Origin of the sequence: Methanolobus tindarius DSM 2278 (assembly GCF_000504205.1) — an archaeon.
Taxonomy (GTDB): Archaea; Halobacteriota; Methanosarcinia; order Methanosarcinales; family Methanosarcinaceae; genus Methanolobus; species Methanolobus tindarius.
This window is the reverse complement of sequence record NZ_AZAJ01000001.1, coordinates 2,484,283-2,507,826: the sequence shown is the minus strand read 5'-3', so window position 1 is coordinate 2,507,826 and position 23,544 is coordinate 2,484,283. Positions and strand designations below refer to the sequence as shown.

Sequence of the window (23,544 nt, the reverse complement as noted above, 5' to 3'; positions counted from 1 at the left end):
ATACTGAAGAGTATGATGTGCGAAATGGCAGCAGGAGAGTAAAAGTTGAACAATTGTTAATGACTTTTATTACTGTTAGGGTGAAAACATGTTAGGGAAAAACAACAATAAAACATACAACGAAATCATCGAAGTCCTGAAATCTATTGATGAAGGACAGTTAGATGCAAGACTGGATCTGGCATCAACTGGTGTTGAAAAAGAAATGGCAGATGCTCTAAACTCATTTTTAGATGAAGCTACCGGATGGAAAAATGAAGTTGAACAGCAGCATGAACTGTCAAAACAGGTAAATCAGATGGTAACTGCAACGGTTGAAGGCCGCCTGGACGTAAGAACAAAACCTGATGACTTTGAAGGCGAATTCAGGGAACTTGCAGCAGGTGTTAACCAGATGCTTGATGCCATTGTAACCCCTTTTATGGCAGCATCAAAATACGTGACACGTCTTTCTGACGGAGATATTCCTCCTAAAATAACAAAGGAATTCAAAGGCAGTTACAACGACTTCAAAAACAGGCTCAATATTTGCGTGGATGCTATCAACGCCCTTATTGAAGATTCCGAAATGCTGGCACAAGCCGGTTCAGTAGGTAATGTTGATATCCGTGCAGATGCCACCAGACACGGCGGAGAATTCCGCACTATTATAGAGAACCTTAATAATACTCTTGATTCCATGGCAAAACCATTGAACGAAAGTACGGATATTCTACTCAAACTGGCTGTCAATGACTTTGAAAACGGTGTAGAAGGCCAATATGAAGGAATATTCAAAGATAATGCATACGCAGTTAATGAAGTCCGAAACAGACTCCTGAATATTCAGCGTACATTTGAGTTCATGGCCAGAGGTGATTTCAGTGATCTGCCAAGATACAAGCAGGCTGGAAAGCGATCTGACAACGATAAATTGTTGCCATACACTATCGGACTCATGGAAACTGTCAAGGGAATGGCAGATGAATTCATAGAACTTGGTGGAGCTGCTGAAGCCGGAAACCTCGAATACAGACTGGACGCTTCCAACTTCGACGGACTTTTCCAGGAAGCGGTTGGCACTGTAAACAGTGCATTTGATGCATTGATCAATCCACTTAACATGACCGCTGATTACGTAGATTGTATCTCAAAAGGAAAAATACCTGAGAAAATCACAGATGAGTATCATGGAGACTTCAACATAATCAAAGATAACATAAATGCATGTATCGATGGTCTTGGCGGCATGGTTGAGGCAAACAATGTGCTTCAGAAAATGGCAGTTAATGATTATACAAGCCATGTTGAAGGTAACTATCAGGGAATTTATGCTGAAGTCGGTAATGCAGTAAATGATGTTCGCGGACGTCTTCTCCATATAACAGACACCGCCCAGAATATTTCACGCGGAGATATGAGTGATCTTGGAGCATACCGCGAGATAGGAAACGGAACTGGTAAACGTTCAGAAAATGATAATATTACTCCTTCTTTCATTAAAATGATGGAAAATGTCAACGGTATGATCAATGAGACTGTTGACCTTACAGATGCAGCAAAAGCCGGAAACCTTGATTACAGAGCAGATTCTTCCGGCTATGAAGGTGGATTTAAACTTGTTCTAGACGGAATAAACCAAACACTTGACTCCGTGGTCGGTCCGCTTAACGTTGCAGCAGACTATGTCGACCGTATTTCAAAAGGTAATATTCCAGAGAAAATCACAGATGAATACAACGGTGACTTTAACCACATTAAAGACAACCTCAATCAGTGTATTGATGCTGTAAACATGCTTGTTGATGATGCTCTGTTACTGGCAAATGCAGGTGTTGAAGGTCGTCTGGACGTAAGAGCAGATGCCTCCAGACATACAGGAGACTTCAGTAAGGTTGTTGAAGGAGTTAACAATTGCCTTGATGCCATTATTTGTCCGCTTAATGTAACTGCTGGTTATATTGAGCAGATCTCAAGAGGAGAAATTCCTGAAAGAATAACTGATGAATACCTCGGGGATTTCAACAGAATAAAAGGCAATATCAATGATTGTATTGACGGACTCGGAGGACTTGTAGAAGCAAATGAAGTCCTGCACCTGATGCAGGAAAACGATCACACCAGAAGCGTTGAAGGTGACTATCAGGGAATCTACGCTGAAGTTGCTGAAGCAACCAATGGAATACGTCAGAGAATGCTCACCATTATGGATGTGAACAAGAAGATTGCAGTAGGTGATCTGAGCAATCTTGAAGGGCTGAAGAAAGTTGGTAAGCGCTCCGAGAATGATGAACTTATCCCATGTTACATTTCTATGATGACCAACATTGAGAACCTTGGTAATGAATTTGTCAAACTGGGTCACGCTGCAAAGAGCGGTAACCTCGATTACAAGGCGGATTCATCACAATTCGATGGTGCATATAAGGATGCAATAGAAGCAGTTTCCGAAGCTATTGATGCCCTTGTGACACCAATGAATGAAGCAATGCGCATGGTTAATGAATTCTCATCAGGTAAACTTAACACAAGGTTCAGCTTTGAAACAGAAGGCGATTTTAAGGTATTTGCTGACACTGTTGATGCTTTTGGTAATAACCTGCAGGCAATTATTGCTGATTCATCCCACGTACTTGAAGCAATTGCAAACAACGATCTGAGCCAGCCAGTTTCTGTTCATGGCGTAGGTGAATTCAAGCTACTTACAGATAATGTGGAAAACACCAGAAGATCACTGAACGAAGTTGTATCCATGGTACATGACAGTTCGAGAAACGTTGCATCAACCGCTGAAGAAATGTCTGCTTCAGTTGAAGAGATGTCAGCATCATCATATCAGGTAGCTGATACTGTTTCAGAGATATCAAGAGGTGCACAGAGCCAGGCTTCTAAAACAGAGGAAGTATCCCGTGCAATGGTTGACATGACCATGACAGTTCAGGAAGTTGCAACTAACTCCCAGAAAGCGGCAGAGAATGCAAAAGACTCCAATGAACTGATAAGCAACCTTGGTACGATTGCAAAGGATCTGATAATTAAGATGGATTCAATTAAGACTGCAACTGCTGATTCCTCAGGAGTAATTATGGAGCTTGATGGTAAATCCAAGCAGATTGGAGAAATTGTTAACCTCATTACTAATATTGCAGACCAGACTAACCTTCTAGCACTGAACGCAGCGATTGAAGCAGCACGTGCAGGCGAACATGGTCGTGGATTTGCAGTGGTGGCAGATGAAGTCAGAAAGCTTGCAGAAGATTCAGGTAATGCAGCAAAACAGATATCAACACTCATAGGCGAGATCCAGGAAGGAACTCACAATGCAGTTACTTCAATGCAGCAGGGTTCAGCTGAAGTTGATACCGGTGCACTTGCCCTGAACGAAGCAGTGCAGGTTGTTGAACAGGTAGTAGATGCAGGTACACTTATAGCTAACATGGTACAGGATATTGCTGCTGCTGCCCAGGAGCAGTCTGCTTCCATTGAAGAGGTTACTTCCTCAATAGAAGAAGTAAGCGCAATATCAGAAGAATCCGCAGCAGGAACTGAAGAAGCATCAGCAGCTGTAGAACAACAGAGTGCAACAATGCAGGAGCTTTCAAGTTCAGCAGGAGATCTTTCAAGACTTGCAGCTGATATGAAAGTTGTAGTTGACAAATTTATATTAGAAACCGTTTCCATGAATGGCGGGAATACTGCTGGCCCCGGGAAAAGGGAAGAAACTGAGAAAGAGGAGCACATCCTTGTATAATGAGATGAGAATATGAAAGATGTTTCAATATCCGGAAATGGCCCGACTGATGAGTTATTACAGATGGTAGTCTTCCAGCTGGGTGGCGAGGAGTTTGGCGTAGAGATTATGAAAGTACAGGAGATTATCAGGATGCCTGAGATCACTCAGATCCCACAATCTCCTGAATTTGTGGAAGGAGTTATCAACCTTCGTGGCAGGATAATCGTTGTCATCAACCTTGACAAACGTTTCAACCTTGCTTCAAAGGAAGTTGATGCACATTCACGTATCATTGTGGTTGAGATTGGAGAAAATGTTGTTGGAATGATAGTTGATTCTGTCAATGAAGTCCTGAGAATTCCAAAGTCAAGTGTAGATCCTGCACCGGAACTTGTAACATCAAACATTAGCCGTGAGTACATCACAGGTGTTGGAAAAATAGATGGCCGTCTTCTGATCCTTCTTGACCTTGCAAAGGTAATGGACAAAAAGGAAGCAGCAGAAATTGCAAGTCTTGCCTGATAAGGCAGGATTTTATCTTTTTATTTTGTTAATCCATAGTACTTGTTTTACTTTTTATTAATTTTTGATTCCATATTGCTTAATTTCTTATATTGTACAACATGCAATCTAATTACGCCATCAAGCTCCATGACCATACTTATGGCATTTTTGTACATAATATATATATTTAGATCCATAGGTTATTTTCAATATAGGAGAGAAAAATTATGGCATTCACTTATTTCTTTAGAGACATGCAAACACTGGAAATGATCAGAGACTACGTAATTCCTGAACTCAGAAGCCGCAGATACATCCACATATGGGATGCAGGGTGTGCAATGGGCCCGGAACCGTATTCACTTGCCATTGTGTTAAGAGAGAATATGGGAATGATCTTCAGGAATGTGAAAATACACGCAACTGACATTGACAACAGTAATCTTTTTGGTGACATTATCAAAGATGGAATATACCCAAGAGAAATGGTTCAAAGAATACCACAACCTATATTTGAAAAGTATTTCTCACCAGCAGATGAACCAGACCATTTCCAGATATCCGATGAGATAAGAAAAAGTGTTGATTTTACAAGACAGAATCTCCTTGACATGAAACCAATCAGATCGGGACTAAACCTTATTCTCTGCAAAAATGTCCTTCTTCACTTCACAGAAGCTGAAAGAGTAGAAGTAATGCAAATGTTCCACGATTCCCTTGACGGCGGCTATTTCGCAACCGAACAGACACAGAAGCTTCCGGCTGAGCTTCAGGACCAGTTTGAACCGGTTGTAGCAAACGCACAGTTGTATCGTAAAATAAACAACTAAGCATATATGGACACAAAGTGGAGAGATTGTGAACATGCCCCAGGAACTGAAATTCACACTACTGCCGCCTGCACCGGGCTCTGAATACAGGTGGATGAATATAGACAGAAAAGGGATAAGAGTCGGAAAAGCCAGGGGCAAGGCAGACGGTAACGTCCTTATAATCTACTCCATCAATATTTTCCCGGAATTTGAAGGAAAGCATTACGGGAAAAGGACAATTGATTATTTCAAATCCCAGTTCGGTACCATTGTTGCGGACCGGGTCAGACCTACAGCAATTGGTTTCTGGGAAAAAATGGGATTTACAAGCAAAGGAGATGGTTCCTTTGTTTTCATGAAAAAAGGAACAACATCCCCCGTTGTTTCTGCAGTGAACTCCTGATTAAAAACAGCAGTTTCATGCGACTGCCAATCCAAATTCCATTTCATCAACAAGTTCTGTATTTAGTCCAATATCTTCAAACATACTTTTCAGCACCACCTTCCCATCTTCAAGTGAAACGCCATTGATCGATGTATGGATAGCTGCTGTAAGGTTTCCCGACCCGTCAATTCTAATTTCATATCTGGCATTTTCTGTGGAATGAATTATTTTTAAGTATCGAGTATGTACAAAAATGCTTCCTGCAGCCTTATATTCATAAGGTAAAGAATCATTTAAAAATTCGATTAGATAATTTCCATTTCCTAAAGACTGTATATCTGAATCTCCATGTTCGTTCAGGTAATCAACGATGACTCTGACTTCAGGTTGATGTGGAATGGATATTGTTGTGATGTTTTCGCCAAATATTTCAGCATATTGATCACTCTTCTTATCAGATATGTTGAATGATAGTTTTACAATGTCAGCAACAAAATTCTGTGGATAATTACTGTTACTCTGAGGAATTGCAGACCACGCCATTTCAGCATTATTCTGATGAATGAAGAAGGTTAGATATTCCGGGTATTCATCATCAAATATTTTATTATCATGAGGCACCAACACTTTTAAGAGATAAACAGTAGAGTTATTATCAAATAGTGAAGGCAATATATTATCATTTTCAAGAGGTATTCCCTCAGTAGGCAAAACATCTTCAACAGAATAGTGTTGTGATGCCAGCGTGCCCACATTTCTAAGATTCAGGTTATTTCCTTCAAAGTTGGCATTAATAGATGATGAGGAATATACATTCGTATATCTGTACTTTTCAAGATCAACACATCCTTCCGCTAATAACATGCAACTTATTAGAAGCAGTACCATTATCATTCCGGATTTCCTCATATTTTATCACTCCAAGCGTCTAGCGTTGCATATAAGCTCAATCTGATAAATAATTTTACAATATAATCTATGAAAATTTGGCAGTTTGTGTTTAATTAGTAAGATAACAACACTAATATCGATCTAAAATACGATTTTTTAGAGAAAATCAGGAATATTCGGACAAAGCGGTTTTCATCTCTGTATTTCCACATCAATATAAGAAACCTTTTTAGTCTTGGTATATATTTCTCTGTATGGAAATTGAAGCTAAATTCATCATATCTGAACGTGATAGCTTTGAAAAACTCAAAGGCATTACATCTATTGCCGGATTTGATGCCGGCGAGCCTGTTGATAAAGAATTCACAGATACATATCTTGATACGATGGATATGGCTATTTACGCTTCTGGTTTTTCATTCCGCTGCCGCGAAAAAGGTAGCAAGGTAACTTACACACTAAAATCACTTTCTACTTCAAACTCTCTTGTGCACATGAGAGAGGAAGTTGAGTTTACACTTACCGAGAAGTTACCTGTAAAAGACTGGGATAATTGTGTCCTCAGGGAAAGAGTGCTTTCCATGACAGGCTCAGGGGAACTTTTTCCTTTATTCACTGTAACTCATAAAAGAACTGATTTCCTTCTGGGCACCGGCCAGAGAAATGTTGCAGAGCTGAGCTTTGATGATGTAATTCTCAAATGCGAGAAGAGCAAGAAAAGTTATCTCGAACTGGAAGTTGAACTTACAGGCGATGGTACGGAATCAGAACTGAACCAGATAGCTGAATATCTCAGGGACGAAGAAGGACTTACTCCGGGAAGCAGTTCAAAGTTCGATAATGGTCTTAAGCTTTTTATGAAAAATGTAAGAAAAAATGCCAGTATACTTAACTACAATATAGATGCTGAGAACAGAACTGTTAAATATTCACCTCTTCAGGAAATAATAGAGGAATATGGAATTGAAAGAGAACATGCACGAAGAGTTGCAGAAAATTCCTACAGGCTTTTTACAGAACTAAAAAGCATACATCATTTGCGCAGTGAGTTACTTCATACACTCAGAATTGCTTCGCTTGTTCATGACATAGGAGTCATGACCGATGTAAAAAAGCATCATAAGGTTGGACGGGATATTCTCTCGGAAACATGTCCAGATGAACTCCCATGTCCACTCTGTGCAATTCTTCCATGGATGGCATTCCTGCATAAGAAAAGAATAGACCTCAAAAAACTGGAAAAACTATCCCTTAAAAGAAATTTCTTTATACTCCCATCCCAGATGCGTGAGGATATACTCATTCTTTCGGCCATATTAAGAATGGCTGATGGCCTGGATTACAGCAGGATGGGAAGCCGGATCACAGAGATTGATCTTACAAAAGAGGATATCATCGTAAAAATAAGCGGAAAAGGAGCAGAACTTGATGCAGACAGAGCGGACACAAAAGCAGACCTCTGGCGCTTGCTCTTTGAAAGGGATATCTACTTCAGGGAAGATTATTGATTTATCTGGTTTATTGGAATTCTGACGGTGAAAGTGCTTCCTTTGCCGGATTCACTTTCTACAATTATTTCCCCTGAATGCATCTCGATGTAATGTCTGGCAATGGCAAGTCCAAGTCCTGTTCCACCATGACTGCGGTTTACAAAAGAACTAACCTGTTTAAACGGATTAAATATTATTTTTTGCTGATCAAGAGGAATACCTATACCATTATCGCATATAGATATCTCAACATTGCCATCCACAATTTTAGAATTTAGTTGCATTTTACCTTTTACAGGTGTGAATTTAATAGCATTGCTAAGAAGGTTATAAATTACCTGTTTGAACTTTAACCGGTCAGCATTGATTTCCAGCTTTTCAAATTCGATATTGACTTCAAAATCATGTTTTTTCTCTTTGAACAAAGGATCCATCAATGATATGACCTCATGCATCTCCTCATAAATGTCAATCATTTCAGGATTATAATCCATGCTGCCAGATTCTATTTTAGAAAGATCAAGAATATCATTGATTAATTCCAGCAGATGATTTCCACTTTTAAGTATATTACAAACATACTGATTTTGCTTATCGTTCAGGTCACCAAATATTTTATCATTTAATATCTGTGAAAAACCAATAACTGAATTAAGAGGTGTGCGAAGTTCATGGCTCATATTCGCGATGAATTCTGATTTAATCTGACTCGATTCTTCAGCCAGTGCTTTTGCCTGGATAAGAGCCATTTCAGCCTGTTTACTTTCAGTTATGTCTGTTAAGAACAATGTAAGCCCGATAATATTTCCTTCGTCATCTTCCAGAGGACTGTACACATTCTCGTACCATTTTCTTTCGAATAAGGAATCGCCATACTCTTCGACAATGGTGAAAGCCTCTCCTGCAAGTACCCTGTCAAAATTAGATTTTGCTTTTTGCCTGTCATCGGGATTTTGAATATACTCTAGCATACTGGAGCCAATTTCAATTTTAGTACCCCATATATTTTCCATTGTTATCCGATGGTTCTCGTTAAAAGTAATGTAACAATAATTTTTGTCCAGAGCGAATATGACAACATCCTTTGGACTTTCAATAACCTCCCTCAAAAGCTTGTAGGCATGCTTGTATTTCTTCTCTGCCTGCCTTAGCATTTCTTCGGCTCTTTTCCTATCAGTAATATCCCTGCAAACACAAAAGGCCAGTTTCTGACCACTTAAAATAGCCCCGTTCGAACTAACCTCAACATCAAGTAGCTTCCCATCTTTACGACGATGACATGTCTCGAATGTAAATCCGGACTCATCAATATCATTTATTATCTCAAGTATTTCTTCGCGTGTTGAAACATTTTCCCAGTCCCAAACGTGTAAACTTAGAACTTCATCCATGGTATAGCCCAGCATATCCGCAAATTTCTGGTTACCCTCAACTACTTCGCCTTTGCCATTTACAACGACAATACCATCATTTGATTGTTCAACGAGTATTTTCTTTCTGGTACGTTCCTCTTCAATTTTCTTTTCAGATCTCTTTTTCTCTGTAATGTCGGCATGAGTTCCGTACATAAGAAGTGGCTTTCCATCTTCATCCCACTCTATAACTTTACCACGATCAAGCACCCATACCCAGTCCCCATTTTTGTGCTTCATACGAGCTTCATACTCGTAGTTATCCAATAGACCGGCAAAATGCTTTTTAAGAACTGCTTCTGATCTTTTCATATCTACAGGATGAACCAGCTTATTCCACGTATGGATATCAAATGGAGTCAACTCATCCAGAGTATAGCCAAGCATCTCTGCCCAGCGATCATTGAAAATGGTTTCACCAGTCTGTATATTCCATTCCCATGTACCGACATTTGTACCTTCGATGATATTCGCCAGACGCTTGCGTTCCTCTAAGATGTCTTTTTCCGCCTGTTTTCTTTCAGAAATGTTCCTTCCAACGCCTAAAACTCCTATGGTTTTACCACTGGAATCATGCATGGGACTTTTAATGGTTTCCAGATATTCCTGATGCCCGTCATCCGCAAAGGTAATGAGTTCCTCATTTACAGATGGTCCGCCGGCTTCCAATGCTTCAATGTCTTTTTGCCTGAAGAGATCTGCAAGTTCTTTATTGACAAAATCATAATCGGTTTTCCCGACGATATCTTCCTCTTTTGCACCAAAGAAACGTTCAAATTTGGTATTACATGACAGGTATACTCCATCGGAATTCTTCAGCCAGACAAGATCAGGAATGGTATCTACCAATGTACGCAGTTGTCCCTCACTGTTTTTTAGTGCAATCTCCGCATTTTTACGTTCAGTTATGTCAACCGTAGTTGCCATTACCCTTTCTACACCGTTGATGTTTACAGGGCTTAAACGGACATGCTCCCAGAATAATTCTCCAGTTACCTTTTTGTTGAACCATTCAAATTCCTGAGCACCTTCGGCTGCAGCTTTATGTATCCATCCCAATGCATCTTCAAAAGAATATGGTGGCTCCATCCAGAATTCATTTGTTTGTAATTGCTCAAGCGAAGAAAAACCATATATTTTCCAGGCATTAGGATTAGCATCGATAATCTCTCCGCTTTCTTTGTCATGTATAATTATCGAAAGAGGTGCTTCTGTGAAAAGAGTCCTATATTGTTCTTCACTCTCAAAAATGGCAGTTTCTGCTTGTTTGCGTTCAGTAATATCCTGAAATACAGCAGCAAAAGAATCATTGTCAACTTTATGTGCACTAACACTATAATGCTTATTCAATTGTGGTGAATACGTTTCAAAAACAGCAGGTTTTCCAGTTAGTACAACTTTTCCATATGTTTCTATCAAAGATGTTTCTTCAGTACCCGGGAGAACTTCAGTAACACGCTTTCCTATGATATCAGTTATTTCCAGTCCGGTATGTTTTTCAAATGCTTCATTTGCATCAAGGAAGATGTAATCAATTGGCTTTCCACTATCATCAAAAACTATTTTGTGGATTGCCACGCCACTTATATCGTTTTCAAAGAGTTCCCTATATTTTTTTTCACTTTCTTTTAGCGCATTCTCAGCTCCGATCTTTCCTATGATATTCCATAAGGAATCCATTAGTAGAGTAAGCTGTAGAGTGTCGTTCTCATTATAATTTGATTCTTTGTTGGCAACTCCGACTACAGCAACAACCTTATTGTTCTTAAAAATAGGAATTGTCATGAACTTATGAAGTATTACATGGCCTTCAGGATAGCCTTTTTTTAACGGATCAGGAGCGTGGAAATCATTTACAATTATAGATTTACGCTGCCTGACTGCCTCTCCCCATATACCCGTCTCCTTGAGATTATATATGGTCCGGGGTTCTGTGATGTCACATTCCCTCATCACCCCTTTTGACCATGTGTTCAAGGTGAACTGTTCTTTTTTCTCATTATAATAGTAGATATAACCAATTTTACTGTTGGTGAGTTTAATAGCTTCATTTAATGCAAAGTCAAGGAATTCCTGAATAGAATCATGCTTTGATTCTAAAATTTCAAGGATACTTCTTAATCTTGCTTTTTCAAGAATATTTTCTTTTTCTATTTGCTTTGTTTTAGTTATATCATGGATAATGAGACACAGCAGTGTTTTATTCTTGTCTTTTATTGGAATGGCACAGAGTTCAACATCATGTATTTCAAGATTTTGTAGTTGATGCTTAAAGTGAAAATGATTTTTTATCCCGGTTTTAGCTTTACAAAGCTCCGTTTTTAATTCATCTTCAGAAGAGATATCAATCTGGCTTATTTTCTTTAGTATCAGTTCTTCACATGACCAGCCGTAATAATCAGAAGCAGCATTATTGACATTAATAATCTGAAGGCTTTCTGGATCAATAATTAACATGATAGTATAATCGTTATTGAATAACTGGTTATAGTCCAGTTTTAGTTCACCCGGAATACATGTTGAAGGAATGTTATTATTTTGCATTATAACCCTTTGTCAGCATTTTTGAATATCAATGGTCGCCGGCCATGTTAGCACATAATATGCATTTTAAGCACATTGAATGTGTGTTGAACTTTTGCCCAGTTAATAGATTTTGTGGTCAAATATACTATATAATTAAATCTATAAAAAGAGATCTAGATACAAATCTAAACACAATATGCAAAAGAAGAGATTCACTAATTTTGTTAGTTATGTTATATTTGTAAGCCCTTTATTTCCAGTGCAAAATATACTAAATTGTTTATTTTATTATGTTTTGAGAGTTACAATTTTAGTGGACAGATTTTTCAAAATATTTTGGAAAATTAGAAAAACAAAACAAATGTTGATGGGAACAATTACTGAAGTCCCCGTTCCTTAAGTTCACTCTCAATGCGGCCAATGACCGTATTCATAATTTTGATTCTGGAATAGTATTTGTCATTGGATTCCACAATGGTCCAGGGAGCCCATGAAGTACTGGTCTTTGTGAGCATTTCATCGGCAGCATCAAGGTAAAGATTCCACTTCTCGCGATTGCGCCAGTCGTCAGGAGTTATCTTCCATTGTTTATAATCTACTTTTTCGCGCTCTTTGAACCTTCTAAGCTGCTCATCCTTATCAATGTGCATCCAGAACTTGACAATTATAGTACCGTAGTTAGAGAGAGTTTCTTCAAATTCATTGATTTCCCTGTAAGCACGTTTCCATTCCTCAACATTGCACAGGTCCTCAACTCTCTCAACCAATACCCGTCCATACCAGCTCCGGTCATAAATTCCTATATGGCCTGCCTCTGGAATCTGATTATAGAATCTCCACAGGTAATGACGTCGAAGCTCATCCGGAGTGGGCACTCCCACTGGAGTTACCTGGTAAAGCCGGGGATTTAGCTTTTTAACAAGCCTTCTGATACCTCCACCTTTGCCGGAAGCATCCCAGCCTTCAAATACAACAATAAGTGGTATTCTGTTTCTGAAAAGATCATACTGGAGGGTTTTCAGCTTTTTCTGGCATTTTTTCTTTTCTGCCTTGTACTCTTCATAAGTGAGACTCTTGTCAGGATTTATTTTTTCCAGAATGGAAGAGTCGATATTAGGAATGACACATGTATCTTTTTTCTGGTTTTGTTCCAATAATTCCTTGTTTTCAAGATCCTGAATCCTGTATTCAATAGATTCTATAACCTTTGCCAGCACTTTTACAGTTGCAAAATTCCTGTCATCTGCTTCTACAATTGTCCATGGTGCAAAGGAACGATCTGTTTTTTCAAGAATTCCTTCAATAAGTGGCAGGTATTTATCATATCCATTCAGGTAATCCCTTTCTTCCTCTTCAATGATAAACTGGGGAATCCCGGTATCTTTCATTTCCCCATATCGCTTATCCTGTTCATCCTTGCTTATGTGAAGGAAGAGTTTAATCAGAAGATATCCACCGTCTGTGAGCTGTCGTTCAAAATATGTAAGATTGGAAAGGCATTTTTGCATATTCTTATTGGCTTTGCCCTTCTTGTTATGTTCAATAATTATTCTGCGATACCAGCTTCTGTCAAAAATTGCCATTCTGCCTTTTTGTGGAATCTTTGTCCAGAAACGCCACAAAAGAGGTTTCTGTTCTTCCTGATAACAAGGCCTTCCGGTAGTATGCAAATTGAAACCCATCGGGCTTAAGGTTAGAAGGAACCTGTTTATGATCTCAGACATACCTGAAGCATGCCATCCCTCAAAAACGATAATTATCGGAATATCCATTTTCCACGCTTTTCGCTGCAGCTCACCCATCTGAATTTTAAGGTCTTCCATTATCGTTTTATACTCTTCCTTTGGAAGCGTTTTGGTGAGATCTACATTTTCAAGCATAATATCATTTTAAATATGGTTCATCTTCGTATATATAGTTATATTTATATGTATATCATAGGATTATCACATATAGAAACTCCATATCAACAGAGTGACTGCTCCACACAATGCAATAATTATGAAAGACAGGACGGCTGTCCTGAAAAACTCAGGTGAACCGCTTATTTTGATATACAATGGCTTATTGAGAGTACTTATAAGGCCTGCAAGCACAGCCGTTATTCCTGCGGTCTGGACAGAAATGTTACCTGAGAAAGCGAGAGCTGCAACCGAAGCAGTAACTGCCGAGCTGCTGACAATTCCACCAAGTGCGGTTATATAGGTTCCTTCGGCGCCTCCGTAGACATTAGCATAATTTGCAAAAATCAGCAGTATTGTAAAAACAGCACCAAACTTGAATGCCGGACCAAGTGCAAACGGTGAACCTATATCTATAGTATCATTGGGATTTACTGTCTTTTTCCATTTCAGACCTACAAATATGAGAGTTACAATGCCCATAATAATAAACGGAGGAGCCATCAGAGAAGCGGTCCGGGCAGTTGGATCGGCTATTAATGCAATAATAGTGTTGCTTATGATCATAGAAACCACTGACAATAAAGAGCCGATGTGAACCGAATCTTTAAGCAATGAACCTTTTTTTGACATACCGGACAGAGCTGCAACAGTTGCTTCACTGCTAATAAAACCTCCAAAGAAACCCGAGTAAGGAATACCTCCGCGAGGTCCGAGTTTTTTCAGGGAGATGTAGCTTACAAAACTGATAAAGGAAACAAGTACAACAATTAGTATGGATTGTTTCAGGTTTAGTATTCCAAAGATAGGTTCTTCAGGCATAACAGGATACAGAACAAAAGCAACTGCAAGGAACTTCAGAGCACTGCTTATATCCTCATCAGAGAGATGTTCTGCAAAGGAGTGAAGCGGTTTTTTCTCAATAAGCAGGAATGTAACCAGAAGTCCTGTGACTATTGCTATAAGATAAAGACCCTGGGCAACTATTATTCCCAGAAGATATGTACAGAACAATGCAATAGCTGTGGTAAGACCTGATTTTCCTTTGAGAATATTGACCAGGTAAATAAGGGAGGCAGAGGCAATTAATACCAACACTGTAGCTAATATTAGTATCCACATTCCGATGTAATCAACAAGAAATGCAGCAACTGCACCTGTAATACATGTAATGGAAAAAGTCCTCACACCTGCAAATACTTTCTTGTCTGAACGCCAGTGTTCCCTTTCAAGACCTATAAGAATTCCTATCATCATTGAAAGTACGATTTTTTCCAGTATAGTGGCATATAGCGGATCAATGCCCGGTTGAATGCTTATAATATCCTCATCCCTCCTGAAGAAATAATTCTGGTATCTGTCCAAAACGGGTTTAATTATACCAGTGCACAAATGACTGTCCAGTTGTTTATCTATACTACATATATTACTATATATTTTTATATCTGCTTAACAAACTAATAGTGAGGACTGATATAATGCCATGGGTTAATAAGAAAAAATGCGTGTCGTGCAAGAAATGCGTCAAAAAATGCCCAGTGGATGCCATTGAAATGGTAAAAGGAAAGGCCTTAATCGAAGAAGATAAGTGCATCAATTGTGGGAAATGCATAAAAATATGTCCCGTCAAAGCGATACTCAAAGATAAGGAAATCGTGAAGTTCAAAATAAGTGAAAATATCAAATCTGCTAAAAACTCACTTGAACGATCCAAAAATAAGAGTTCAAAGAAACGTCTTATCAAGAGTCAGCTACGTCAGCTAAAACGTGAACAGGAAATTATCCGTGGAACTATGAAAGAACTGAAACGGATAAAACTTTAATTTGAATCTATAGAGGTTACATATAAATATAACCTGAATAAAGAGGAGCAGCTTGTAATTGCTGAGGGGAGAACAATGTCATCGAATATATTTGTAAGAAAATACTCCTTAGCGGCATCACTGGGTTTTCTTGCAGGCCTGGTGTCATGCATGACAGGGTTACTTTTTGCTATTGTCAGCAGACTCAACCGAGGTTCTGGGACTGAGACAATCCTGGTTGTCTGCATGTTACTTGCCACAGGAGTAGTATTGATCCTATCTGGAATCAATGCTGCAGGAATACGCCAGAAGCTCTCACGTAGTTATTCTTTCCTTGCAGGTCTGTTGTTATCCGCAACCGGACTGCTTGTTTTTATGTCATCTTTCCCTGACAACTGGGTTTATCCACGGGTCAGCTATGCAATAATAGCCTATTCACTTGGAATTTTCCTGCTTTTAATCAATATCTTTGTCAATTATTTCCTGCAGGCACTGGGAGATTCCAGGCGGCAGGAAGAAAAATACCAGAAGGATAGTGTTCCATGTACTGAACCTCAGCACAATGACTGTTCTGTCCTTACAACATTTGCAGGCATTCTAATGACTAATATCACATCAGGTACCTATGAGCCTGCTTTTCTTACAGGTACAAGTGATAATGAAAATACCTACATGGTAAGTGATACAAATTCTGAAGAAAAACGTTCGGAGTCCATAATTATGGAATTCAATGAGGAAAAAACCATCACCGAAACTGAAGTTGTAACTGCAGCAGATGCAGTTGACGATGAAAATTATAAAATGTGTAATGTTGAAGAGGAACCGGAAGAAACTACAGCTCTTGAAACAACACAGTTCCCTGAAATAGCAGAAGTTATTGAACCTGAAATTGAAAAAGAAATCGAGGATATTGAAGAAACTCAGGAAACAGAGGATGAAGATAAAGCAGATAATCAACCTGAAGAAGATCCCTCTTCAAATGAAAAGTCTGATCTTAAGGAACTTATTGTACCCTATGCGGAATTCAGGTCACTTAAAAAGACAAATATAAAATCTGATGATACAATGCGTGAAGCTGCACGCAAGATCCTCATGTATCATTTCGGTCAGATGCTTGAACATGAGAGAGGTACAAAAATCGGAAGGGATATTGAAGAACTCCATGATATGAGGGTTGCTGCAATGCGTATGCGTTCAATTGTAGAGGTTCTTGAGGATTATCTTAACATGAAAGATATGACTCCCTATTACAAGGGCGTAAAATCCATAAGGAAAACACTTGGAACTGTTCGTGATCTGGACGTGTTCCTTGAGAAGATAGACCATTATCTTACAGCCCAGCCACTTGAAAGAGCCCTGGAAATTGAGCCTCTCACAGACTCTCTCCTGATTGAAAGAGCAAAGCATCGTGGAAATATGCTTGTGTACCTTGATGATTCACCTTATAATAAATTCAAAAAGAACTTTGCAGACTATCTGAATACTAAGAAATCATGGAAGATGAAATCTGCAAAGAAAAATGGTGAACCTATACCTGCCAGAGTCGTTGATGTATTGCCAGTGCTTCTTTATTCCCAGCTTGCAACTGTCAGGGCATATGGTGATGTACTTACTGACGACACAAAAATTGATCCTTACCTTGAAAAATACCACCAGCTAAGAATTGATGTGAAGATACTGCGTTATACCATTGAGTTCTTTAAGGAAGTTCTTGGTTCCGAATCAAAGAGCATTATAAAAGATCTCAAAGGTCTTCAGGACAATCTTGGTGATATGCATGATACTGTGGTTGCACTCGAAATGCTTGAAAACTTTGAGAAATATGGCGTGTGGGGAGAAGCACACGGAAAGAAATCAAGTATCAGGGATTATCCGGGCGTCGATGCATATATGGAATACAGGAAAAAGGAACTTGCATCCTTGCTGGATTCATTCCCTGAAGCATGGTCAAAGGTTATTGACCCTGATTTCAGTGTAAGGTTTTCACAGGCAATTGCAGGAATTTACAACTCCTGATAACAGGCTGCAGCCTGAATAGTATTGAATATGTAAGCTATATTGTGCTATATACTACTATATATGAAACTGTATGAAGTGTTATATAATAGAATCACTGTTGTTTTATCAAAACACAACAGCGTTCTAACGTTTTTGAAGCTGAAAAACATGAGTTTTATGTCTAATGAAGTAAACGAATATGTCAACAGGGAAATCAGCTGGCTTTCTTTCAATGCAAGAGTACTGCAGGAAGCAAAGGATCCCAGTGTCCCTTTACTTGAGCGTCTGAAATTCCTTGGGATATTTTCTTCCAATCTGGATGAATTCTTTAGCGTGAGGGTAGGTACTCTGCAAAGGATGATAGATGCGGATGTGAAATCAAAAGCAATGGTCGGAGCATCGCCTAAAAAGGTCATGAAAGAAGTACACAGTACCGTACTTGACCTGAGGGATGAATTCGATAAGGTTTTCACAAGAGTTACAAAAGAACTTGAAACTCAGAATATTTTCATTGTCGATGAAACCCAGCTTGATGATAAGCAGAAAGCATTCCTGAAAATTTATTTCCAGGAAAAAGTTCGCCCACGTCTTATTCCTGTAATGCTGAAAGACATCCCGGATTTCCCATACCTTAAAAACCAGGTCATATACCTGGTGGTAGATGTCAGAAAGAAATGGGATCCCCAAAGCTCAAAATTTGCATTGATAGAAGTTCCTGCAGACGTGCTTCCACGTTTTGTTAATCTTCCGGATTCAGAGGGACGAAAATGTGTAATCATGCTTGATGACATCATCCGTTTCGGACTGGATGACATATTCTCAACCTTTGATTATGACTCCATAGGCGCATACACTATTAAACTTACAAGAGATGCTGAGCTTGATATTGATGATGATGTGACCAAGAGTTTCTTTGAAAAAGTATCAGAGAGTCTTGAGGAAAGAAAAAAAGGCCAGCCGGTACGTTTTGTTTATGACAGGGAAATGCCGTATTATCTTCTTGATTTCACTCTGAAAAGGCTGGATATACAGAAATTCGAAAACCTTGTACCAGGCGGGAAATATCATAATGCAAAGGATTTCATGGGATTCCCGGAAATAGGGCCCGAATCATTTTATTATGAAAAGAAGCAGCCTTTGCCACACAAAGACCTGAGAAAGCATAAGAGTATGCTTGCTGCTATCAGGGAAAAGGACATTCTTCTACACTATCCATATCAGTCTTTTGATTATTTCATTGATCTGCTTCGGGAAGCGGCAATCGATCCTAATGTTACAAGCATAAAAGTTACCTTATACAGGGTCGCACGCAATTCAAATGTAATCAATGCACTCATAAACGCTATCAAGAATGGAAAAACAGTTACTGTTGTCATTGAACTCCAGGCTCGTTTTGATGAAGAATCCAACATTTACTGGACACAGAAACTTGAACATGCTGGTGCAAGAATTATTGATGGTGTGCCGGGCCTGAAAGTGCATTCCAAACTCTGCCACATTACACGGAAAGAAGGAGAAGACACTATTCATTATTCCTGTATCGGAACCGGGAACTTCAATGAATCCACTGCCAAACTCTATTGCGACCACATGTTGATGACAAGAAATGAAGATATCACAAATGAAGTTGAAAAAATCTTTGATTTCTTTGACCATAACTACAAGGTATACGATTATGAGCATCTGGTCGTTGCACCACTCCAGATGCGTAATAAGTTTGTAAAACTCATTGATAATGAAATAAAAAACGCAAGAGCAGGGAAACCAGCATACATTCATGCTAAGATGAACAGCCTTGTTGACAGTGGTATGATAGACAAACTCTATGAAGCTAATGATGCCGGAGTTAAGATTAAGCTTGTTATCAGGGGAATATGTTCACTTGTCCCGGGTGTTGAAGGACTTAGTGAGAATATTGAAGTTACAAGTATAGTAGATAAATATCTTGAGCACTCCAGAATATTTATTTTCTGTAACGAGGGACAGGAAAAATATTACATTTCATCTGCTGACTGGATGGGAAGAAACCTCAACAGGCGTGTTGAAGTTGCTACACCGATATACGATCTGGCTTTACAGAAAGAACTGAGAGAACACATGGACATCCAGTTTTCTGATAATACAAAAGCCAGAATAATTAATGAAAAACAGGACAACAGATATGTCAGAAACGAATGTAATTTCTGCCGTGCCCAGGAAGATATATACGCGTTCCTTGAAAAACAACTGCAAAATGAGGACACAGAATGAAATTTGCTGCCATTGACGTTGGTTCGAATGCTGTCAGGCTTCTTCTCTCAAAAGTAGATTCTGAAGGAGTTGAACCGGTCTTTGAGAAGATATCATTTATACGCATGCCAATCAGACTTGGTGAAGATGCTTTCATTCACAATAATATTTCTCCGGAAAAAGAATCACGTCTCATAAAAACCATGATTGGATTTAAGTATCTGATGGACGCGTACGAACCACTGGATTACATGGCATGCGCCACTTCAGCCATGCGTGAAGCAGAAAACAGCGATGAAATCATTGCCAGGATTAAAAAGAAAAGCGGCATTGATCTGAATGTGATAAGCGGCAGGAAAGAAGCAAAGATAATCTATTCAAACAGGATTGAAAAGATAATCGGAAGCGATGATTCAACTTACCTGCATGTTGATGTGGGTGGTGGAAGCACAGAACTTATCCTGTTTAAGGGGAAAAAAGTATTCGCGTACAGGTCATTCAATATTGGTACAATCCGGTTGCTTGAAGGCATTGTAACAAAAGATGAATGGAATGAGATGAAAAAATGGGTCAGGAAAGTGACCAATGACCATACTCCGGATTATGCCATTGGCAGTGGCGGCAACATTAATAAACTTCATCGAATGTCAGGCCGAAAAGACGGTACACTACTTTTAAGGGATGATATACGTCAGCTTAAAAAATACCTTAGAGGCTTTACTCTGGAACAGAGGATAACAAAACTTGGTTTAAGGCCGGACAGGGCTGATGTTATAGTTCCAGCTTCCAAGATTTATTACTCTGTCATGAAATGGGGTGACATTGAATACATGCATGTACCAAAACTTGGTCTGGCGGATGGAATAGTGCATGTACTGTACAAGAAACATACAGATAGATATATAAAATAACTCTCATATATTCCGTGTTTTTGGACATGAAACATTTTTTCAAAAAACAGTATATAGCTACCTTTTTTTATCTTTTATGGATTTTATTGACTTGAAAGTATAGCCATAACTGCAAATCCTATGTTCATAATATATAAATACTGATTTAATCGAATCAACTTTTATTAAGAAAAACGGATCCCATGTATTTTGTTGTAATTCCATGTGGGTCTTAAAAACAAGTAGTTGATTACATGGAAGATCAGACAACCAGTGACAATAGCCTGTATATTGGAATAGATGCAGGAATGTTCAAAACATCTGTGTGTACCAGTGAAGGTAAAAAATTCACAGAACGCAGTGCAGTTGTTGTTTCCACTGAGGGCAGCAACAACCAGGAACAAAAAGTAGTATCCGGCAAGGATGCACTTGAACTGGAAGATGGGAATATAATAGAGCTTTTCAAAGGTGAACTCCGGACAGAGGAAGACATAGACGCTTGCAGAAAGTTCCTGAAATCCATTCTTGAAAAGCACGATGTTGACGCAAGCAGAGATAAGTATGCGATACTTGGAACTCCTTCTAATGCAAGCAGAGAATACAAACGTAAATTCCTTGAGCTTGCAAATGAGGTATTTTCAGGTGCTATGCTTGTCGATGAACTCTTTTGTGCATCCTACAAGAATAATCTTCCTGACAAATCCATTATAGTGGATATTGGGTACAGTAAAACAGATATATCCATAATTGACAGTGAAGTTCCCAGGGAAAATGATTGCCTGAGACTTTCATGTGCCGGGAAAGATATTGATTCTGAAATTGTTAAGCTCATTAGCGAAAGGTGGGAAGATTCAAAAGTAACCGAGGAACTTGCCAGTGAATGGAAAGAGAAATACGGCCGGCTGGTTTCAGCTCCGGACACATGTGTCGTTGACGTACCTCTTGAAAGTGGCAATGTTCAGGAATCTATTATTGAAGAGTTGCAACTGGCATGTGAATTCGTTGTAACGGATATTGTATCGGGAATTATCAAACTGATATCTGATATTGAACCGGAATTGCGTGAAAAACTAAGGAACAACATCCATATTTTAGGGGGGACCAGCGACCTTGAGGGGCTTGATATTTTTATCGAGAACGAACTGAAGGTGCTTGGCGGTGGTAAAGTCATTTGTGATATCGATCCTGTATACGGGATCTCAGAAGGTGCACTTGAAATTGCAAAGAATATGCCACCGGAATTCTGGACTCAGCTGAATGCTGAAAACAAAAATAAGGAAATGATAGTATGAATCCATTGAACTTAACAGGTAGGAACAAGGAAAATGATAATTCATCCAAGGTATTCACCCCTAATATCTACCGCAAGCCCGTTATGAAAGAGGAACATGAAGACGTAAATAATGCTTCATCAGGTCCTCAGAACTATGTACCTGCATCCGATAAAAATGATGACACTTTTTCCAGTAATTCTAATATTTCTACTCAGGCATCAACCCAGGTAGTTAATATTCCGGAGGGTTTCAATTCCAATATAGAGGGACTTATTGAGAAAGAAGCTGAACTCGTTAAAATCAGAGAACGCTATGAGTCTGAAATTAGCGAGTATGAAAGCAAGCAGAAAGAACTTGATAAGCTTAAAAATGAATTTAGCGAACAGGAAAAACAACTCCGCAAAAAGTGTTCTATCATAAAATCTGCCAGTGAAAGAGCAAATAAGGCTATTTCACAAGACCAGAAAGATGATCTTGAAAAAGAGATTGCTGAATTTGAAAAGAAGCGTGAGGAACTTGAAGTCCGTGTCAAAGAGTTTGAAGTATCCAGACAGAAACATGAGAAGGATTTTGCTGAATATAAAGCTAAAAAGGATGAACTTGATTCCCTGAGATTAGCTTATGAAACTGAATTTGAACAGTACAAAGCAAAGAGATCCGAGCTGGATGAACAATGCAGGATACTTGAAGAGCAGCTTTTAAAGGGAGAAGAGCTATCCATTGAGTTCACTAAAGCAACATCACAGGCAGCACTTGAAGTTATTAAGGCTGGATATTATTCAGAGCTGAAAGAGTTTAACAGGAAAAAAGCAGATTTCCAGACAATAAAAACACAGTTAGAAGATGATGAATCACTTCTGAATGAAAAACGCTCTTCCATTGAGAAGATGAGAGAGCACATCCAGACTGATATTTCTGACATTGGAAACAAGGCAAAAGAACTTGAGAGTACTGTTGCTGGCTATGAAGAAAGGCTTAAAGAGCATCAGGAAAAGGAGCTTTCTTTTGAAGAAAAGATAAAGGCTTTTGATGAAAAGAAAGCAGAATTTAAAGCCGAACGTGAAAGGATTAAGCTGGAGCATGAGGAGAACATCAGAGCCTTTGAGGCGACCTTTGAGGAGAGAAAGGCTGCGATTGATGCCGAGCGTGAAGAACTCAGGTTAAAGCATGAAGAAAATGTCAGGGCTCATGAAGAGAAGGAGCGTGCTTTCCAGGAAGATATGAATGCTCTTGAAGCTAAGAAAGCTGAGATTAAAGCTGAAAGCGAGAATATTGACCAGAAGCGTGAGGAGAATTCAAAGTTTGAAGCTGAGATGGAAAAAATGCTTGCTGAGATGGAAGATAAAAGAAAAGAACTTGATGAAATGATCGAGAAAACAAACAGTGAGATCGGAAATCATGTTACTATTCATCGTCAGAACCTTGACATTAAGAAGCTCAACAATAAGCTGGAACAGCAGACAATCTACATACAGAGTCTTGAATCATCTGTTGCGGAACTTAAAAGAAACCTTGAGGAAGCAAGGTGTGATGTTAAAAAGAACGAAGTATTCTCACAGATACTTAAAACCAATATGGAACTGATGGACAAACCACAGTCCATATGATGCTACATTTGATGCTATATTATATGTGTGCCTCAGAACTCATAGGGTTCATCACAAATCAGATGTGATTTATCATCATCGGCACACTATATTATTAGTATACTATTTTAA

General features: G+C 38.9%; 15 protein-coding genes. 11 read left to right on the top strand and 4 right to left on the bottom strand.

The window, feature by feature from the left end:
* Positions 1-88 precede the first annotated feature (88 nt).
* From METTI_RS15295 to METTI_RS12010, 4 genes are all read left to right on the top strand, one after another.
* Complete coding sequence (locus METTI_RS15295; RefSeq protein WP_023846096.1) at positions 89-3,730, top strand: methyl-accepting chemotaxis protein; 3,642 nt, start codon at positions 89-91, stop codon at positions 3,728-3,730.
* A gap of 12 nt (positions 3,731-3,742) precedes the next feature.
* Positions 3,743-4,234: a chemotaxis protein CheW gene (locus METTI_RS12020; RefSeq protein WP_023846095.1), complete on the top strand. Its 492-nt coding sequence runs from the start codon at positions 3,743-3,745 to the stop codon at positions 4,232-4,234.
* Between the two features lie 209 nt (positions 4,235-4,443).
* Positions 4,444-5,046: a CheR family methyltransferase gene (locus tag METTI_RS12015; RefSeq protein ID WP_023846094.1), complete on the top strand. Its 603-nt coding sequence runs from the start codon at positions 4,444-4,446 to the stop codon at positions 5,044-5,046.
* Between the two features lie 28 nt (positions 5,047-5,074).
* Positions 5,075-5,431 carry a GNAT family protein gene (locus tag METTI_RS12010; RefSeq protein ID WP_156916283.1) on the top strand — a complete coding sequence of 119 codons (357 nt, stop codon included), beginning with the start codon at positions 5,075-5,077 and terminating at the stop codon, positions 5,429-5,431.
* A gap of 15 nt (positions 5,432-5,446) precedes the next feature.
* On the opposite strand, the gene METTI_RS12005 is transcribed toward METTI_RS12010, so the two are convergent.
* Positions 5,447-6,307 (bottom strand): hypothetical protein, encoded by an 861-nt coding sequence (locus METTI_RS12005; protein ID WP_156916282.1) that lies wholly within the window; start codon positions 6,305-6,307, stop codon positions 5,447-5,449.
* Positions 6,308-6,558: 251 nt separating this feature from the next.
* Between METTI_RS12005 and METTI_RS15290 the strand changes: the two genes are divergently transcribed.
* The gene (locus tag METTI_RS15290; RefSeq protein ID WP_023846091.1) at positions 6,559-7,812 is read left to right on the top strand and encodes a CYTH domain-containing protein; all 1,254 of its coding nucleotides are present in this window, start codon (positions 6,559-6,561) and stop codon (positions 7,810-7,812) included.
* Here the strand turns inward: METTI_RS15290 and METTI_RS15285 are convergent.
* The 3 genes from METTI_RS15285 to METTI_RS11985 form a co-directional block, all read right to left on the bottom strand.
* Complete coding sequence (locus METTI_RS15285; RefSeq protein WP_023846090.1) at positions 7,806-11,750, bottom strand: PAS domain S-box protein; 3,945 nt, start codon at positions 11,748-11,750, stop codon at positions 7,806-7,808. The genes METTI_RS15290 and METTI_RS15285 overlap by 7 nt on opposite strands.
* 359 nt (positions 11,751-12,109) lie before the next feature.
* Positions 12,110-13,612, bottom strand: a complete 1,503-nt coding sequence (gene pap / locus METTI_RS11990) for a polyphosphate:AMP phosphotransferase (protein WP_023846089.1) — start codon at positions 13,610-13,612, stop codon at positions 12,110-12,112.
* 66 nt (positions 13,613-13,678) lie between these two features.
* Positions 13,679-14,998, bottom strand: a complete 1,320-nt coding sequence (locus METTI_RS11985; protein WP_245596127.1) for an MgtC/SapB family protein — start codon at positions 14,996-14,998, stop codon at positions 13,679-13,681.
* 113 nt (positions 14,999-15,111) lie between these two features.
* On the opposite strand from METTI_RS11985, the gene METTI_RS11980 reads away from it, so the two are divergent.
* From METTI_RS11980 to METTI_RS11955, 6 genes are all read left to right on the top strand, one after another.
* The gene (locus METTI_RS11980; protein WP_023846087.1) at positions 15,112-15,456 is read left to right on the top strand and encodes a 4Fe-4S binding protein; all 345 of its coding nucleotides are present in this window, start codon (positions 15,112-15,114) and stop codon (positions 15,454-15,456) included.
* A gap of 75 nt (positions 15,457-15,531) precedes the next feature.
* Positions 15,532-17,451: a CHAD domain-containing protein gene (locus tag METTI_RS15280; RefSeq protein WP_023846086.1), complete on the top strand. Its 1,920-nt coding sequence runs from the start codon at positions 15,532-15,534 to the stop codon at positions 17,449-17,451.
* Positions 17,452-17,601: 150 nt separating this feature from the next.
* Positions 17,602-19,683, top strand: a complete 2,082-nt coding sequence (gene ppk1 / locus METTI_RS11970) for a polyphosphate kinase 1 (RefSeq protein ID WP_245596125.1) — start codon at positions 17,602-17,604, stop codon at positions 19,681-19,683.
* Complete coding sequence (locus METTI_RS11965) at positions 19,680-20,573, top strand: Ppx/GppA phosphatase family protein (RefSeq protein WP_023846084.1); 894 nt, start codon at positions 19,680-19,682, stop codon at positions 20,571-20,573. The genes ppk1 and METTI_RS11965 overlap by 4 nt, the downstream gene beginning before the upstream one ends.
* 233 nt (positions 20,574-20,806) lie before the next feature.
* Complete coding sequence (locus METTI_RS11960; protein WP_023846083.1) at positions 20,807-21,844, top strand: rod shape-determining protein; 1,038 nt, start codon at positions 20,807-20,809, stop codon at positions 21,842-21,844.
* Complete coding sequence (locus tag METTI_RS11955; RefSeq protein ID WP_023846082.1) at positions 21,841-23,433, top strand: coiled-coil domain-containing protein; 1,593 nt, start codon at positions 21,841-21,843, stop codon at positions 23,431-23,433. Before METTI_RS11960 ends, METTI_RS11955 begins: the two co-directional genes overlap by 4 nt.
* Positions 23,434-23,544 lie beyond the last annotated feature (111 nt).

Bases quoted from the DNA above. Each gene is read 5' to 3' on its own strand.
- METTI_RS15295 (WP_023846096.1), top strand. From the start codon at position 89: ATGTTAGGGAAAAACAACAATAAAACATACAACGAAATCATCGAAGTC.
- METTI_RS12020 (WP_023846095.1), top strand. From the start codon at position 3,743: ATGAAAGATGTTTCAATATCCGGAAATGGCCCGACTGATGAGTTATTA.
- METTI_RS12015 (WP_023846094.1), top strand. From the start codon at position 4,444: ATGGCATTCACTTATTTCTTTAGAGACATGCAAACACTGGAAATGATC.
- METTI_RS12005 (WP_156916282.1), bottom strand. From the start codon at position 6,307: ATGATAATGGTACTGCTTCTAATAAGTTGCATGTTATTAGCGGAAGGA.
- METTI_RS15290 (WP_023846091.1), top strand. From the start codon at position 6,559: ATGGAAATTGAAGCTAAATTCATCATATCTGAACGTGATAGCTTTGAA.
- METTI_RS15285 (WP_023846090.1), bottom strand. From the start codon at position 11,750: ATGCAAAATAATAACATTCCTTCAACATGTATTCCGGGTGAACTAAAA.
- pap (WP_023846089.1), bottom strand. From the start codon at position 13,612: ATGCTTGAAAATGTAGATCTCACCAAAACGCTTCCAAAGGAAGAGTAT.
- METTI_RS11980 (WP_023846087.1), top strand. From the start codon at position 15,112: ATGCCATGGGTTAATAAGAAAAAATGCGTGTCGTGCAAGAAATGCGTC.
- METTI_RS15280 (WP_023846086.1), top strand. From the start codon at position 15,532: ATGTCATCGAATATATTTGTAAGAAAATACTCCTTAGCGGCATCACTG.
- ppk1 (WP_245596125.1), top strand. From the start codon at position 17,602: ATGAGTTTTATGTCTAATGAAGTAAACGAATATGTCAACAGGGAAATC.
- METTI_RS11965 (WP_023846084.1), top strand. From the start codon at position 19,680: ATGAAATTTGCTGCCATTGACGTTGGTTCGAATGCTGTCAGGCTTCTT.
- METTI_RS11960 (WP_023846083.1), top strand. From the start codon at position 20,807: ATGGAAGATCAGACAACCAGTGACAATAGCCTGTATATTGGAATAGAT.
- METTI_RS11955 (WP_023846082.1), top strand. From the start codon at position 21,841: ATGAATCCATTGAACTTAACAGGTAGGAACAAGGAAAATGATAATTCA.